Annotated in this window: 16 protein-coding genes, 1 tRNA gene and 1 riboswitch; of the genes, 7 read left to right on the forward strand and 10 right to left on the reverse strand. The window is 62.4% G+C overall.

The features are described from left to right. Positions 1 to 226 precede the first annotated feature (226 nt). Positions 227 to 496, reverse strand: a complete 270-nt coding sequence (locus tag HS968_RS07840) for a DNA-binding protein (protein WP_182371584.1) — start codon at positions 494 to 496, stop codon at positions 227 to 229. Between the two features lie 132 nt (positions 497 to 628). Between HS968_RS07840 and HS968_RS07845 the strand changes: the two genes are divergently transcribed. From HS968_RS07845 to HS968_RS07875, 7 genes are all read left to right on the forward strand, one after another. Then, positions 629 to 847, forward strand: a complete 219-nt coding sequence (locus HS968_RS07845; RefSeq protein ID WP_064494269.1) for a hypothetical protein — start codon at positions 629 to 631, stop codon at positions 845 to 847. After that, the gene (locus HS968_RS07850; RefSeq protein ID WP_182370873.1) at positions 844 to 1059 is read left to right on the forward strand and encodes a hypothetical protein; all 216 of its coding nucleotides are present in this window, start codon (positions 844 to 846) and stop codon (positions 1057 to 1059) included. Before HS968_RS07845 ends, HS968_RS07850 begins: the two co-directional genes overlap by 4 nt. After that, positions 1052 to 1399, forward strand: coding sequence for a hypothetical protein (locus HS968_RS07855; RefSeq protein ID WP_182370875.1), 348 nt, complete (start codon positions 1052 to 1054; stop codon positions 1397 to 1399). The genes HS968_RS07850 and HS968_RS07855 overlap by 8 nt, the downstream gene beginning before the upstream one ends. Beyond that, positions 1392 to 1790, forward strand: coding sequence for a hypothetical protein (locus HS968_RS07860; protein ID WP_182370877.1), 399 nt, complete (start codon positions 1392 to 1394; stop codon positions 1788 to 1790). Before HS968_RS07855 ends, HS968_RS07860 begins: the two co-directional genes overlap by 8 nt. A gap of 9 nt (positions 1791 to 1799) precedes the next feature. Next, positions 1800 to 2237 carry a hypothetical protein gene (locus tag HS968_RS07865; RefSeq protein WP_182370879.1) on the forward strand — a complete coding sequence of 146 codons (438 nt, stop codon included), beginning with the start codon at positions 1800 to 1802 and terminating at the stop codon, positions 2235 to 2237. A gap of 97 nt (positions 2238 to 2334) precedes the next feature. Next, positions 2335 to 3582 carry a hypothetical protein gene (locus tag HS968_RS07870; protein ID WP_182371585.1) on the forward strand — a complete coding sequence of 416 codons (1248 nt, stop codon included), beginning with the start codon at positions 2335 to 2337 and terminating at the stop codon, positions 3580 to 3582. Then, positions 3582 to 4607, forward strand: a complete 1026-nt coding sequence (locus HS968_RS07875; protein ID WP_182370884.1) for a phage integrase — start codon at positions 3582 to 3584, stop codon at positions 4605 to 4607. The genes HS968_RS07870 and HS968_RS07875 overlap by 1 nt, the downstream gene beginning before the upstream one ends. Before the next feature lie 25 nt (positions 4608 to 4632). On the opposite strand, the gene HS968_RS07880 is transcribed toward HS968_RS07875, so the two are convergent. The 9 genes from HS968_RS07880 to HS968_RS07920 all read right to left on the reverse strand — a co-directional run bounded on the left by HS968_RS07880 (position 4633) and on the right by HS968_RS07920 (position 15135). After that, positions 4633 to 4706: transfer RNA gene (locus HS968_RS07880), tRNA-Gly, on the reverse strand. Between the two features lie 85 nt (positions 4707 to 4791). Next, positions 4792 to 5679 (reverse strand): alpha/beta fold hydrolase, encoded by an 888-nt coding sequence (locus HS968_RS07885; RefSeq protein WP_179624288.1) that lies wholly within the window; start codon positions 5677 to 5679, stop codon positions 4792 to 4794. 382 nt (positions 5680 to 6061) lie between these two features. Next, on the reverse strand, positions 6062 to 6754 hold the full coding sequence (locus HS968_RS07890) for a pseudouridine synthase (protein ID WP_182370885.1): 693 nt from the start codon (positions 6752 to 6754) through the stop codon (positions 6062 to 6064). Positions 6755 to 6757: 3 nt separating this feature from the next. Then, entirely contained in the window at positions 6758 to 6964 is a 207-nt protein-coding gene (locus tag HS968_RS07895; protein ID WP_182370886.1) for a cysteine-rich CWC family protein, read from the reverse strand. Beyond that, positions 6964 to 8430, reverse strand: a complete 1467-nt coding sequence (locus tag HS968_RS07900) for a sensor domain-containing diguanylate cyclase (protein ID WP_182370887.1) — start codon at positions 8428 to 8430, stop codon at positions 6964 to 6966. The genes HS968_RS07895 and HS968_RS07900 overlap by 1 nt, the downstream gene beginning before the upstream one ends. Positions 8431 to 8776: 346 nt before the next feature. Next, entirely contained in the window at positions 8777 to 12469 is a 3693-nt protein-coding gene (uca, locus tag HS968_RS07905) for an urea carboxylase (protein WP_182370888.1), read from the reverse strand. 141 nt (positions 12470 to 12610) lie between these two features. After that, a complete protein-coding gene (locus HS968_RS07910; RefSeq protein ID WP_021488404.1) occupies positions 12611 to 13246 on the reverse strand; it encodes an urea amidolyase associated protein UAAP2 in 636 nt (211 codons plus the stop codon). Between the two features lie 11 nt (positions 13247 to 13257). Continuing rightward, positions 13258 to 13986 carry an urea amidolyase associated protein UAAP1 gene (locus tag HS968_RS07915; RefSeq protein ID WP_182370889.1) on the reverse strand — a complete coding sequence of 243 codons (729 nt, stop codon included), beginning with the start codon at positions 13984 to 13986 and terminating at the stop codon, positions 13258 to 13260. An 81-nt stretch (positions 13987 to 14067) separates the two neighbouring features. After that, positions 14068 to 15135, reverse strand: coding sequence for a putative urea ABC transporter substrate-binding protein (locus HS968_RS07920; protein WP_119693620.1), 1068 nt, complete (start codon positions 15133 to 15135; stop codon positions 14068 to 14070). A gap of 68 nt (positions 15136 to 15203) precedes the next feature. Next, positions 15204 to 15301: riboswitch (guanidine-I (ykkC/yxkD leader) on the reverse strand. Between the last annotated feature and the right edge of the window lie 66 nt (positions 15302 to 15367).

Below are 15367 nucleotides of genomic sequence, written 5' to 3' on the forward strand. Positions count from 1 at the left end.
GCCATAGGGCGTAATGGGGGTAAAGCCCGACCAGCACGTCTACTTCCTCCGTGCTCACTCGCACAGCTCCCTTGCTCACGTTCAGCCATCGGCTGTGATCCGTCTCGCTCATCTGGCTCAGCTTCTTGGGGCCAACCGTCTTGATCAATAACCGTGCTCTATCTGCTGATCTTTCCATCTCAAACCTCGCGGGCGAACCAGCGCCTAGCAGCTTCCAGGGTGATCGCTATCCCGCGTTGGGTTGGTTCAAGTTTCGGTTGGCTTCGTCGTAGTCAGGACTGGTTTGGCCAATCTCTGGTGCTACCTGCCCGTTTGCCAGCCACAGGGCGTACTGGGGGAAGAGCTTGATCAGTACGTCAATCTCTTCGGTGCTTACTCGCACCGCACCTTTGCTCACACTCAGCCACCTATCGTGGCTGACGCCGCCTGCCTCGCTGGCCTTCTTCGGGCCGATCTTCTTGATTAGTAGCCTTGCTCTATCAGCGCTGGTGGTCATATGCAGATTATTCATCGATAAATAGCAAGGAAATAATTGCTTAGCCCTGCTATGCGCGGTAATAATTTCCGCAAAGGAAATAGATTCCTTTGCTGCTCTCTGAAAATTGCCGAACATAGTGGATTAAAGCCGATGGATACGGAAGGTCTTGACCCCCAAAAGCTGCACGGTGCCCCGCCCTTGATGCCGTGGCAGAAGTTTGCCGAGTGGATCGGCATGGGCGACGAACCCATCGTTGTGCGCACCTGGATCGAACGTAACTACCTGCCGTCGCGCAAGGTAGGCAAGCGCACCATGGTCAACGTGGCCTTGCTGCACCAACAACTGCTTGAACAGGAATGGACGCTATGAGCAAAGCAGACGAAAGCCTCGACCTGTGCAGCCTCAAGACCTTTGCCGAGCTGAGTGGCGTGTCAGTGGAAGAGGTGGCCGATTGGGCCGCTACCGGCACCATCCCGACGCTCAAGCTGGCCGACTTCCGCATGGTCAACCTGGCTCGCCTGCGGGCCGATCTGACCAAAGGCAAAGCCGAGTTCAAGGAAGGGGACTACGCCCATGGCTAAGCAACCTTTCCAGCTCGACCCGGTTACCGCTGTTGGTCTCCTGGGGCAGACCGTGCTCATGGAACTGTACTGGGAAGATGAAGGCGAACGCCGGTGGCGCTGCTACCACGTCATTGGCCTGGTACTGCCAGTGCCGGGCGTGTTTGAAGACGGCTACTTCCTGACCATGCCGTTCGAAGGCGGCCACGAGCACCCGCTGGAAGTGCACTTCCACTTGATCCAGACCGCCCGAGTCATTCACGGTCGTGGTCACACCACTGCCAAGGTGCTGGAGCGCTTGCAGCTCCCGCAACTGATCCAAGCCCAGCAACCCACGGAAGGAGAGCGCCGCCATGGCTAAGCGCGGATTGACCCTGGATACGCCTACGGCTCTGAGCTACGTCGGCCAAACCGTCCTGCTGGAACTGAGGTGGGAAGGGGATACGGAATCCTTCTGGCAGTGCGCCGATATCGTCGGCGTGCTGATCCCTCGGGACAGCATGCAAGGCGCTCCTTGTTTCCTCGCCGTCGAGGTCAGCTCCAGCACGGGCAACCCGAACGAATTCTACTTCGACGACATTTGCACTATCAGGGCGATGCGGTACCGCGACCGGCATGGTTCCGGCAACGTACTGGGCCGCATGACCCTGACCCATTCCGCCGATGGTTCCGGGTCAGGGGCCGCGCTCCCGGCTCGTCGGAACAGCTCCACCGTTCCGGCGAACGGAAGCACGGGCGCAGCGCACCCTTGACCCCGCGCCATGAAAACAAGCCTGACCACGGGAGAGTGGGGCAGCTTCACCGCCCCGCGCTCCCGAGCCCTCGGCGGCAAGAGTGGGATGACAAGGGCAAAGCCCTTGGTGTTGATCCAGACCCGCCCGCTGCACTTCGCTGACTGCCTGCACCTTGTGTTCCTGGCGCTGCTGAGCGCCTTCCTCTGGTACGCCAGCCTTCCGCCCTTTGATCGTCCTCAGGTGCCTGCCTACGTCCAGGAACAACCGTGCCTGATCGACCGACAAGACCGAATTGAATACCCCGAGCACTGGATGGAGAGAAAGGCGTGCGAAGCCGCTAGCGCACGAACGCACGCCGAGGCACGAGGCGCGCGTGCGCGCGACGGCGGCGTGGCGCGTATGAGCGAGCGCCGGAGTGGTTCAGTTCAGAACGAAGGCGCGAGCGAGGCACGCGCCTCGCGCTGACGCCCCTGTAACACGTCAGAAAGTAAGACGAAAACTTCCGCAGTAATCAGCAATAGGTGACTGAGTGAAAAAGCCAAAAGACTTCCTTCGCATGGACATGCTGGCACGTGAAGACGTGAACGGTCGGCTGTTCGTAGACCCGGGCAACGCCCGTATCGTCGACCTGTCGAAAGTCCGCCTGCTGCACTGTGGCGTGGATACCGTCCGCCAGCTCTACCGTGGCCTGCTCCGGCCGGAGCTGCTGTGCCTGTTCGACAAACCCGGCACCATCGTCGACTTCGCGGGAGAGCGCTGGCATGCAGGCCGGGTGAGCAAGGATTCGGGCTATCAGTACAAGCTGCAGAACGCCGACCTGGGCTTCGTGCTGCTGCTCAAGAACTACAACGCCAAGGTCGAGAACATCGGCCCACACCTCAAGGTCGAGGTGTCCCCGCATGCCATCGACGCCTTGTCGCCCGAGCGCCTACAGGCCCGCATGGATTTCTATGCTGAGCAGATTCTCACGCACGTTGAACGCAACCAATGCGCGGTGCATCTCGCCCTGGATGTTCAAGGCTGGCAACCGCCCGCTGATCTGGTCGCACGCATGCACTGCCGCGCCCGCTCGGCTCGTGATATCTCCGGCATCAAGGAAATCACCTGGGACACGAAAAGCAGCGTGTACGGTCGTGGTGAGACCTACATGTTCGGCTCTGCCGGTGGCGTCCAGCTGGCCATCTACAACAAAACCGAACAGGCCAAGGCCACCGACAAACTCGACTACTGGGAAGGCGTCTGGCGACGTCGTGACAGCTTCGACGAAGGCGACCCGGACAACTACAACCAAGACCAGACAGTGTGGCGTGTCGAGCTGCGTTACCACCATTCGGTTATCCAGCAATTTGCCAGTGGCTCCGTTGATCTGCACACCGGCAACGCCATCGATACCAACAGCTACGCCGCCTTAACACCGCACCTCGACGGCCTCTGGCGCTACGGCATGCAGCAGTTCAAGTTGCTGGCTCGCCCCGGCTACTACGAACCCATCTGGACGCTGCTACGCGAAGACGCCCGCGTCGATCTGCCGGTCGATTCGCTGCTCGATGACACTGAGTACAAGCGCAACTACAAGACCTCTCGGGGCTTCTCCGGCAAGAACGTGGAACTGTTCCTGGGAAACTTCGTAAGCCTGCTGGCACGGGAGCGAGTGGGCGCTAGAAAGGGCTTTTACCGGCTCAAGGATTGGGAATGCTGGCCGGTAATTCGTGACCACTACGCCGCCAAGGGGATGGACGAGGACGGGCTGTACAAGCACCTCAAGAACATCCTGGAGGAACGGCATGTCAGGTGGGGCAGGGCGGTCTGATGGCGATCATCCAACTGCCTGACGGACGCTGGAAGGTTGATGTTGAGCCCATCAAGGGGCGCCGCTTCCGCAAGACATTCAAGACCAAGACAGAGGCCACCCGCTTCGAAACAGCCTGCAAAGCCAAGGTGATGGAAACGCCCGAATGGGCACCCAAGCCAAAGGATCGCCGCAAGCTCTCCGAAGTGTTCACACGCTACTACGATCTGCACGGCCACACCCTGGCCGACTCCAAGCGCTTGAAGCAGGTACTGGCGAACATCGCTCGTGATCTGGGCGACCCGCTGGCGGTGAAGTTCACAGCTGATCAGTTCTGCACCCTGCGCGGCAAGCAACTGGCCGAAGGTATCCACGGCAAAACGCTGAACAACCGGCTGGGCTACGTGAAGTCGGTATTCAACGAGCTGCACCGCCTGGGCGATATCGACTACCCGAACCCGTTGGCCAAGGTGCGCCCGTTACGCCTACAGGAACGGCCGCTGTCGTACCTCTCCCAGGATCAGATAACCGAGCTACTGGATGTCTTCGACAACTACCCGAACTGCCGTCACCTGGCGCTGATCGCCCGTGTCTGTCTGGCTACCGGGGCACGTTGGGGAGAGGCTCAGGGACTGGTGCCGTCCAGGGTGAAGAATGGCGCTGTGACCTTCGCCAACACCAAGTCGAGGCGTACACGAACCATCCCGATTGCTCCCCCCCTGGAGCGGATGCTGTTGGACTACTTCAAGGAGTACGGGCCGTTCCCGAACTGCATTCGTCATTTCAGCCGGGTCCTGGAGTCGACCTCGATCACGCTTCCGGCCGGACAAGCCACGCACGTTCTGCGGCACACGTTCGCCAGTCACTTCGTCATGGCCGGTGGCAATATCCTCACGCTGCAGAAGGTGCTTGGGCACTCTTCCGTGACGATGACCATGCGCTATGCACACTTGTCGCCGGATCACCTGCAGGACGCGGTGCGGCTGAATCCCATCTTCGACACTTTATCGACACTTCCAAAACCCGGAAACGAAAAAGCCCTGTAGAAACAGGGCTTTAGCTTTGCGATTTTGGAGCGGGTGATGGGAATCGAACCCACGGCTCTAGCTTGGGAAGCTAGGGTATTACCATTATACGACACCCGCAGCGGGTGCCTTTATACCGGAACTCGACCCAGGAATAAAGCGCGGAGCAGGGCGATAGACGCATCCGCTCCGCGCGTGCTGCCCGTCATACCGCCATCGCCTGAAGGTCGCGCAGGTCGCCCTTGGCAGGCAGTTGCAGGCGTTTGCTGGGGGCGTTGAAGAAGTCCAGCAGCACGCGTTGGCTCTGCAGCCAGGCGGCCTTGTGTTCCATGTCGAGGAAGTGGCCGGCGTCGTCAATCACGGCGAATTGGGCGCTGTCGATGTGCTGGGCGAACAGGCAGGCATCTTCCACCGAGGTGTATTCGTCGCGGTCGCCGTTGACGAACAGCAGCGGAATGTCGATGGCCTGCAGGCACTCCATGCTGCAGTGCGCTTCCATGTTCAGCACCTGCTTGATGTGCGCATACATCTGCCGGTATTCGTGCTCGTCGAGGGTGCTGACGTGTTTGTGATTGAAGCGTTTGAACAGCGACGGCAGGTGCTTGCCGATGGTGCTGTTGACCAGCAGGGCGATGTTGTCGCGATCAATCGCATTGAGGAAGCGCAGGCCCTTGTGCAAGTAGTCGAGCATCGGCACGTTGAGGATCGGCGAGAAGGAGCAGATCGCCGCTTTCTCCAGCGTGGCCGGGCGTTGGGCCAGGGCGAGCATGGAGGCGACACCGCCCCAGGAGAAGGACATCAGGTAATTCGCGCTGTAGTGATCGATCAGCTTGAGCAAAATCGCCGCTTCGTCTTCCTTGCTGATGGGCGTGAAGTCGGTGTTGTGTGGTTTCGACTGGCCGGCATAGGGCAGGTCGAAGGCCACCACGTTGAACTGCGGTTGCAGGTATTTGATCGTCTGGGTGAAAGACGCGGTGGTCGCCAGTGAGCCGTTGACCAGGATGATGGTCTTGCTTGCTGCCGGATTGCCGTAAAACTCCGTGTGTACCTTGTGCTTCCCGTTGACTTCGACGACTGCGGTCTGTGCCCTCATGTCGTTTCCTCCTGGCGCAAGTAAGTCAGAGCGAGCGGCGAACCGTTCGCGAGTTGTAGGCAGTCAGATAAGCGCCTGGACGTGACAAGCTGATGTCAGGCTGAGGAATCTTGGAATTATAGGATTTTCAAACAGTTAGGATCGAAACACACATGCGCTCCGGGCCTTTCAGGGGCTGGGAGAGGGAGGTGTTACCAGGCAGGAATCCAGTCGGTGCAGAGCACCAGTAACCGAAGAAACGCTTAGATATCCTGTCGTGACTATTTGGTCACGTAAGGACTTATGATTCGATTCAAGCAGCTCCCATGCAGTGGTGCAAGGGCGAGTCACATCTTTATAGCTCATTGGGGCTGCCGTTGGTCGGCTAGTCCGATTAGGGGGATCAGACGCTGGCGATTTCCGCAGCTGTCAGGGCGCGGTACTGGCCGGGAGCCAGCTGTGGGTCGAGGACGATTTCGCCCATGCTTTCGCGGTGCAGTGCGACGACGCGGTTGCGGAAGTGGCCGAACATGCGCTTGACCTGATGGTAGCGACCCTCGAACAGGGTCAGGCGGGCGTGGTGGCTGTCCAGCACGTCGAGTTGGGCGGGCAGGGTGGTGAGGTCTTCGAAGGCGAAGTACAGGCCTTGGGCGAAGACCTCGGCGTATTCGGCGGTGATCGGCTGCTCGGTGGTGACGTGATAGACCTTGGGCTTGCGCTGTTGTGGCTGGGTGATGCGCCGCGACCAGCGCCCGTCGTTGGTGATCAGTAGCAGGCCGCTGGTGTTGAGATCCAGGCGTCCGGCCAGGTGCAGGTCATGCTTGTCCGGCTCATCGAGCAGGTCGAGCACGGTGCGGTGCTCGTCGTGTTCGGTGGCGCTGACCACGCCGATCGGTTTGTGCAGCATCCAGTAGCGCGCGCTGCGTCCCGCTTGCAGCAGCTCGTCGTCCAGCTCCACACGCTGGAAATCGCGCACCTCATGGCGCGGCTCGCGGATGACCTCGCCGTCCACGCGCAGGCGTCCGGCGCAGATCAGCAGGCGGCTGTCCTGGCGACTGAAGCGGGGGAAGTTGCTGAGGAAACGATCCAGGCGCATGGCTCAGTTCTGTTCGCCGCGCTCGGCGGCCTCCAGCGCGCCGGCGCAGGCCGGGCACAGGCAGGCCTGGTTACGTTGCTCGGGCGTCAGACGCTGCAGCGCGGCCGGGTCGATCTTCGCATCGAAGCACCAGCAGGGCTCGTCAGTGCGTCCGGCCGCTACGCTGCACTGATTGTTCTTGCCGCACAGCGGGCAATGTTGGCTGTCCATCAGCTATCGATGCAGACGCGGTCGCGTCCGGCTTGCTTGGCGCGGTATAGCGCGCGGTCGGTGCGGCCGAGCAGGGTATGCAGGCTTTCGCCGCTTTGCCATTGGCTGAGGCCGAGACTGACGGTCACCTGCAGTGGCTGGCCGTCGACTTCATAGCGTTGTTCGGCGCATTGCTGGCGCAGTTTTTCGGCCAGGTCATGGGCGGCCTGGCGGTCGGTGTTCTTCAGCAGCAGGATGAATTCCTCGCCGCCCCAGCGGCAGAGAATGTCGGACTGGCGCAGCTTGCCGCGCAGTTGCTGGGCGAAGCTGTGCAATACCTCGTCACCGGCCAGGTGACCGTACTGGTCGTTGATCAGCTTGAAGTTGTCCAGATCCAGCAGCACGGCGCACAGCGGGCTGCTGTCGCGCTGCGCCTCCTGCAGGGCCTGCTCGGCGAGGATGTCGAAGCCGCGGCGGTTGGGCAGGTCGGTGAGACTGTCGGTGGTGGCCAAGGCGGCGATGCGCTGTTGGTAGCGACGAATCGCCAGGCTCACCAGGGTCAGCACGATGGCGGTGACCAGCAAGCACAGCAGCAGGTTGATGTAGAGCCCCTGACGAATACCGGCCAGGGCCTTGTCCTGCTTGTCGACGAACAGATACCACTCCAGCTCGGGGATGTAACGCACGTTGAGGAAGTGTTCGCGGCCCTGTTCCTGATATTCGAACTGGCCGCTCTGCGGGGTCGGCAGTTTTTCCATCAGGCCGTCGAGACCGGGGATGTCGGTCAGCTTCTCGCCGACCTTGGCACCCATGGGGCCGCCCTGGGCACCGGTGAGCGTGATACGCCCGGTGGTATCGACGAAGTAGACGCTGCGCGAATAGCGCGCCTGGTAATCATCGATCAGCTTGACCACGGCATCGACAGCCAGACCGACGCCAGTGGCGCCGATGAAGTTGCCGTCGTAGTCGAACACCTTGTAGTTGATGAAGATGGTCAGGCGGTCGGCATTGGCCATGTCGACGTCGACGTTGATCTCGTAGGGTTCCGGCAGCATGCGCACGCGGTAGTACCAGACGTCGCGCGGCTCGTTCGCTTTGACCTTCTTCAGCACGCCCTTGGACTGGTAATAGGTACTGCTCTTGTCGGAGACGAAGAAGCTGGTGAAGGCGCCGTAGTGTTCCTGCACTTCACGCAGGTATCGGGTCATCTGCCCGGTGTCCTGTTCGCCGGCCAGTACCCAGTCACGCAGGAAGGTATCGCGGGCCATCATCGAGGAGATGAGGATGGGGCGCACCAGATCCTTCTGTATTTCCGAGTAGACGGTGTCTGACGTCAGTGGCAGTTCGGTGTTGATGATGCTGTCGCGAATCGAGTCGCGCGAGGCGTAGTAGCTCAGCAGCGAGGTGGTGAGAAAACCACTGCCAAGCAGGAACAGGAGCAGTAACACCAACGAGGTTTGCGTGTGCCGTTTGGGGCGCAGGGACATGGGTGAATCCGGGAGCGGGTCAGTGATGTGATGCTAGCTTGCCGGGAGGGCAAAGCGCCAGTTGTGATCACAATCGGCGCTGTTATGTGGCCCGGATGAAAGCCGGGGGGCCGGATTGCAACCGGGCTACGGACTGTAGGAGCGGATTTATCCGCGATTGGTTTTTCGGGTATTGCGGTGGGGCATGAGGCTGTCGCGGCTGAAGCCCCTCCCACAGGTAGTTGGCGTTTGTGTGGATCGCGGCTGAAGCCGCTCCTACGTGATCGCTGTTTAAGCGGAGTGCCGCCAAGCCGCTCCCACAAAGGCTGGTCAGGCCCCTGTGGGAGGCGCTTCAGCGGCGACTTTTTCAGGCCTCTTCCAATACCACCACGCGTTGCCCGGCACGCACGGGCGATCCGGGCTGCACACGCACTTCGCGTACGGTGCCGGCCATGGGCGCGGTGAGCGGGATCTCCATCTTCATCGATTCAAGGATTACCAGCACGTCACCCGCCTGCACCTTGGTGCCGGCCTCGACCTGCACCTGCCAGAGGTTGCCGGCAATGTGGCTTTCGATGCCGTGCTGGCCGCTGGCGAGCGGGGCGTCCTCACCCTGTTCCGGCGCGGTTTCCTCGACCTCGAAGTGCGCCTGGCCGCTGTCGATCCAGCGTTGCCGCTCGGCGTCGAAGGCGGCGCGTTGCTGTTGGCGGAAGGCAGCGATGCCGTCGGCTTCGTCATCGAGGAACTGCTGATAGTCGGCCAGTGCCAGCTCGCTTTCCTCGATCCGCAGGTCAAAGCGGCCCAGGGGGAAGTCGCGACGAATCTGCAACAGTTCGTCTGCGCTGACCGGGTAGAAGCGGATCTGGTCGAAGAAGCGTAGCAGCCAGGGCTTGCCGTTGAAGGCTTCGACCTCGCGGTAGCGGTTCCACATCTGCAGGGTGCGGCCGACGAACTGGTAGCCGCCGGGGCCTTCCATGCCGTACACGCACATGTAGGCGCCGCCGATGCCCACCGAGTTTTCCGCCGTCCAGGTGCGTGCCGGGTTGTATTTGGTGGTGACCAGGCGATGGCGCGGGTCGAGCGGCGTGGCCACCGGCGCACCGAGGTAGACGTCGCCCAGGCCCATGACCAGGTAGCTGGCGTCGAACACGGTGCGGTACACCTCGTCGAGGTTCGGCATGTCGTTGATGCGGCGGATGAACTCCAGGTTGCTCGGGCACCAGGGGGCGTCCTTGCGTACGGTGGTCATGTACTTGTCGATGGCCAGCTGGCAGGCCGGGTCGTCCCAGGACAGCGGCAGATGGACGATACGCGACGGCACCTTGAGGTCGCGCGCAGCGCAGACGGCGTCCCATTCGCCGGCGACGATATCGAGCAGCGCCTGCAATGCCAGGGTTTCCGGCTGGTAGTGCACTTGCAGCGAGCGGATGCCGGGCGTCAGGTCGATCACGCCGTCGAGCTGCTTGGCCTCCAGCGCCTGCATCAGCGCATGGCCTCGGAAGCGCAGCACCAGGTCGAGTTCCGGCTGGCCGATTTCCAGCAGCAGGTGGGTGTCGCCGGACAGGCGTGCGACCAGACGGGTGTCGTCCTGGCCGATGTTGAGCACGATGGGCGAGGTGAGGTCGACCACGGACAAGTCCCCTCTCCCATTTATGGGAGAGGGTTGGGGAGAGGGCGCGTGCGAGATGGCAGGCGCAGCCCTCTCCCCCGGCCCCTCTCCCGCAAGCGGGAGAGGGGAGACAAGCGCGAGTTTGCTGACCTCTGTGCCGCGTGCCTTGGCCAACCCCCGCGCCGTGGCGATATCCACCGGCGCGAAGCGTACCTTGTCGCCCGCCTTGAGCTGGCCGAGCTGCCAGAGGTCGGCTTCGATGATGGTGACCGGGCAGACGAAGCCACCCAGACTCGGGCCGTCCGGGCCGAGGATCACCGGCATGTCGCCAGTGAAATCCACCGCACCGATGGCGTAGGGGTTGTCGTGGATGTTCGACGGGTGCAGGCCGGCCTCGCCGCCGCTCTCGCGCACCCACTCGGGCTTCGGCCCGATCAGGCGCACGCCGGTGCGGCTGGAGTTGAAGTGCACTTCCCAGTCGGTGGCGAAGAAGGTGTCGATATAGGCTGGCGTGAAGTATTCCGGCGCACCGTGAGGACCGTAGATCACGCGGATTTCGCGGACGGCAGGCAGGGGCGGATACAGTTCGGCTGCCAGTTGCGCGCCGGTATTGCGATCAGCGAGTGGCAGCAGGTGCAGCACGTCGCCCGCTCGCAGCGCGCGGCCGCCATGGCCGCCGAACTGGCCGAGGGTGAAGGTGCTCTTGCTGCCCAGGTAATCCGGCACCTGGATGCCGCCGCGAATGCTCAGGTACGAGCGCGCGCCGGCACCCGCGATGGTGCCGAGAGTGAGCGTGCTGCCGGCCTTGATCAGCAGTGCGGTGTTCATCGGCTGTTCCACGGCATCGATGCTCAGCGGAATCTCGGCACCGGTCACGGCGATCACTGCGTCGGTGTTGAAGCGCAGCAGCGGGCCGCTCATGGTGATTTCCAGCGCTGCGGCGCCTTCGTCGTTGCCGAGCAGGCGGTTGCCCAGGCGCAGGGCGCGGCTGTCCATTGGCCCCGATGGCGGCACGCCGACGGCCCAGTAGCCGAGGCGGCCAGGGAAATCCTGCACGGTGGTCTGGGTGCCGGCGCTCAGCACTTCGAAGGTGCTGGCCTGGTAGACGAGATTTTCCAGGCAGCGCGTCCATGGCGAGCCGCTGGCGAAGGGCACGTCGCTGAGGATCTGGCGCAGGTAGTCGCGGTTGCATTCCACGCCGTACAGCACGGAGTCGGCCAGGGCCTTGTCCAGCGCGGCGCTGGCTTGTTCGCGGGTTGGCGCCCAGGTGATCAGCTTGGCGATCATCGGGTCGAAGTAGGGCGGAATCTCGCAGCCGGCCTCGACCCAGGTATCGATGCGCAAGGCCTTGCCATCCGCCTCGGGGAAATTCACGGCGGTCAGCAATCCAGGACTGGGTTGGAAGTCTCGGCCCGGATCTTCGGCGTACAGGCGTGCCTGGATGGAGTGGCCGCTGGGTTTGAGGGTTGCGGCCAGTTCGCTCATCGTCGGCAGATCGCCGGCCGCCAGCTCGATCATCCAGCGTACCAGGTCGACGCCCCACACCTGTTCGGTGACACCGTGCTCGACCTGCAGGCGGGTGTTCACTTCCAGGAAGTAGAAGCGCTCGGCCTCGCTGTCGTAGACGAATTCTACGGTGCCGGCGCTGCGGTAATTCACCGCTTTGGCCAGCTTGATCGCTGCGGCGCACAGCGCCTCATTCATGCCGGCAGGCAGGTTCGGCGCCGGGGTTTCTTCCAGCACCTTCTGGTTGCGGCGCTGCACCGAGCAGTCACGCACGCCGAGGGCGAGCACTTCGCCTTGGCCGTCGCCGAACACCTGCACTTCCAGGTGGCGGGCACGCTGGATGTACTTCTCGATGAACACGCCGCTGTCGCTGAAGTTGTTCTGCCCCAGGCGTTTGACCGCTTCGAAAGCGTCGGAGAGCTCTTCTGCCGAGCGGCATACGCGCATGCCGATGCCGCCACCGCCGGCGGTGCTTTTCAGCATCACCGGGTAGCCGACCTGTTCACCGGCGACCAGGGCGGCGTCGAGGTTTTCCAGCAGCTCGGTGCCTTCGAGCATCGGCACGCCGTGCTGTTTGGCCAGGGCACGGGCGGTGTGCTTGAGGCCGAACACGCGCAGTTGTTCAGGCGTGGGGCCGACGAAGGCGATGCCGGCCGCTTCGCAGGCTTCGGCGAAGGCCGCGTTTTCGGAGAGAAAACCGTAGCCGGGGTGGATGGCTTTAGCGCCGCAGCTTTTGGCGGCAGCGAGAATCTTGTCGACCACCAGGTAGGTCTGCGCGGCCGGGCCGTCGCCGAGGGAAAACGCCTCGTCGGCCTGCTGGATATGCAGGCTGGCAGCGTCGGCTTCGGAGTACACGGCCACGCCACCGACATTCAGCTCACGCAGGGTGCGCAGGATGCGGCAGGCGATGGCGCCACGGTTGGCGATCAGGAGTTTGTCGAACATCTTCATTGACCCTCGAAGGGCGTGGCGGGCCGTCCCGCCGTCATTCGTCATGTGCCACGGTCGTCCGTGGCGAAAAGTCCGGTGATACGTGTCGCGCGTGCTGGGGACAAATTTTGTAGGGCGGGTGAAACCCGCCCTACGTCAGTTCCACACCAGCACTTCGGCGGGGGTTGGGTTCCAGCCATTGCACGGGTTGTTCAGTTGCGGGCAGTTGGAGATCAGCACGATGACGTCGGTCTCGGCCTTGAGCTCCACGTACTTGCCGGGCGCGGAGATGCCGTCCTCGAAGGTCAGGCCGCCTTCGGGGGTGACTGGCACGTTCATGAAGAAGTTGATGTTGGCGCCGATGTCACGCTTGCTCAGGCGGCCGTCGTGCAGGCTGGCGCGCAGGAAGTTGTCGCGGCAGCTGTGCATATAGCGCTTGTCCAAGGCGTAGCGCACGGTGTTGCTCTCCTGCGCGCAGGCGCCGCCGAGGGTGTCGTGGCGACCACAGGTGTCGGCGACGATGGTCAGCAGCGGCTTGCCGAGGTTGGAGTAGAGCACCGTGCCGGTGGTCAGGTAGACGTTGTTCTGCTTGCGCAGGGTGCGCTGCGGGTCGAAGCGTTCACGTGGGTTGCGTGCGGCGAAGAACAGGGTGTCGATCGCCTGGTTGCCTTCGAGGTCGTGCAGGCGCAGGGTCTGCCCAGCCTTGACCTCGAACAGGTAGGGTTCGCCCGCCGGGATGGTATGGCGGAACACGGCGGTTTCGGGATGCAGGTTGCTGGCGGTAAGGGTCATTTCGGCAGCCCTCAGATGTACTGGCGTTCGGTGTTGTGGAAACCGCGGCCGTTCTCCGGACGCGAGGTGCGGCAGAGCACGGTGATGCCGTCGCTGTCGACTTTGCTCCAGCTCAGTTGCACTGGCTTGGGCGCATACTGCGGGTTGGGATCCATCGGGTGTTGCAGGGCGGTGAGTACCACCAAGGTGTCCATCGGCGCGTACAGCTCGATGTAGTCGCCGGCCTGGCTGTTGCCGGGCTGGAAGTGGAAGGCGCCCTCGGCATTGACATCCACGCGGCTGAACAGGTTGAGGTTCATCAGCAGGTCGAGCAGGTTCAGATCCCACTTGCCCATTTCCACCAGCAGGTTGTCCATGCCGTTGCGGAAGAAGCCGTTGCGCAGTTCCTGATAGCGGCCCTGGCCGTACTTCTCCAATACTTCGTCGGTATTCAGCACGCCGCCGAAGCTGTCGTGCCAACCGCAGGTGTCGGCGGTGATGGCGGCCAGCACCTTGCCCATGTCCGAGTACAGGCAGTGGCCGGCGGTGAGCTTGGCGGTGTGCTGGCACTTGAGGGTATCGGGCAGATTCAGGCGCTCGCTTTTCTCAATGGCGTTGAACAGCAGCAGGCTGACGTTGGCGCCGCCTTCGATATCGGTGATGCGCAGCAGCTGGCCACGCTTGAGGATGAAAGAGGTATGGCCGCCGCCGGGTACGGTTTCTTCGTACAGACTCGGGCGCAGGGTAAGGGCAGTGTTCATGGGTACCTCGGGGTCAAAGCCGGATCGTCAGGCGCCGGCAGTGGCGCCTGATCATCATTGCGATGGTGTGGGGGATGGCGGTCAGAGCTTGCCGTCGACGGCCATTTGCACGTAGCTCGGGTCGAAGCGCAGCTTGATGTTGGCGCTGTCGCCGGTACTCACGTCGCCGGCGAAGGTCATGCCGATGGCATCGGCGCTGCGCGCACCTTCACCGAGGATGCCGTGCTCGAAGCTGAAGTTGGCGACCTTGGTCATGGTCTCCGGCAGGGCCGGGCTGGTGATGAAATCCAGAGTTTCCTTCGGCGTGTAGAACAGCTTGGTGGTCGCCAGTTGCGACTGGTAGCCGGCCAGGTCGGTGCCGGAGGCCTTGGCCATTTCGGTCAGGGCTTCGGTAGCTGCCGGAGTGCCGGATTGCATCAGTTCGAGGATTTCGAACCAGGCGCCGACCAGGGCTTTGCCGAAGTCCGGGTTGTCCTTCAGGGTCTGGGTGTTGACCACCATCATGTCGAGGATTTCACCGGGGATCTTCGAGGAGTCGAACACCTGGGTGCTGCCGGGCTGGGCGACTATCTCGGCGAGCATCGGGTTCCAGGTCGCAGCGGCCTGCACGCTGGGGGTGGTATAGGCGGCGATGATGTCGGCATCGGAGGTATTCACCACCGTCACGTCGCGCTCGCTCATGCCAGCGGTTTCCAGGGCGCGGGCGAGGAAGTAGTGGGACACGGACAGTTCCACCAGGTTGACACGCATGCCCTTGATGTCGGCCAGGGTCTTGCCTTCGCCCTTGATCAGCAGGCCGTCGTTGCCGTTGGAGTAGTCGCCGACGATCAGCGCGGTGGAGTCAACGCCACCAGCAGCGGGGATGGTCAGGGCGTCCATGTTGGTCATGGTGCAGCCGTCGAATTGACCGACGCTGTACTGGTTGATCGATTCGACATAGTCGTTGAGCTGCACGACATCGATGCTGATGCCGTATTTCTTCGCCCACTTGTCGATGATGCCGGAGGTGCTGGCCTGGCCCCAGGGCATCCAGCCGGCGTAGAGCGTCCAGCAGACGCTGAAGCTGTCTTTCTTCTCGGCGTGAGCGCTGAAGCTGAGCACCGCGGCCAGACCGGCAGCGGCGAAGGAGAGCAGACGGTACTTGCGCATTTGGAACCTCCAGTCATGTTGAGTACGGGCAGGAGTCGCGGCACGTTTCGAATCGTTCGAAAGGCGCGTTCTCCCGGGCTTTTATCCCGCCGTGTAACCTCACTGGAGGTCGATGACTCTCGGACCAGCACTTGCCTGGCAAGTCGGAACCCTAGCCATCCATTTCGCAAATTGTGGTGCCGCGATTCCGGGAAACCCCGGTTAGAACCTGCACACCCAGGCTTTAGCGAAT

This window comes from Pseudomonas berkeleyensis, assembly GCF_014109765.1.
Taxonomy (GTDB): Bacteria; Pseudomonadota; Gammaproteobacteria; order Pseudomonadales; family Pseudomonadaceae; genus Aquipseudomonas; species Aquipseudomonas berkeleyensis.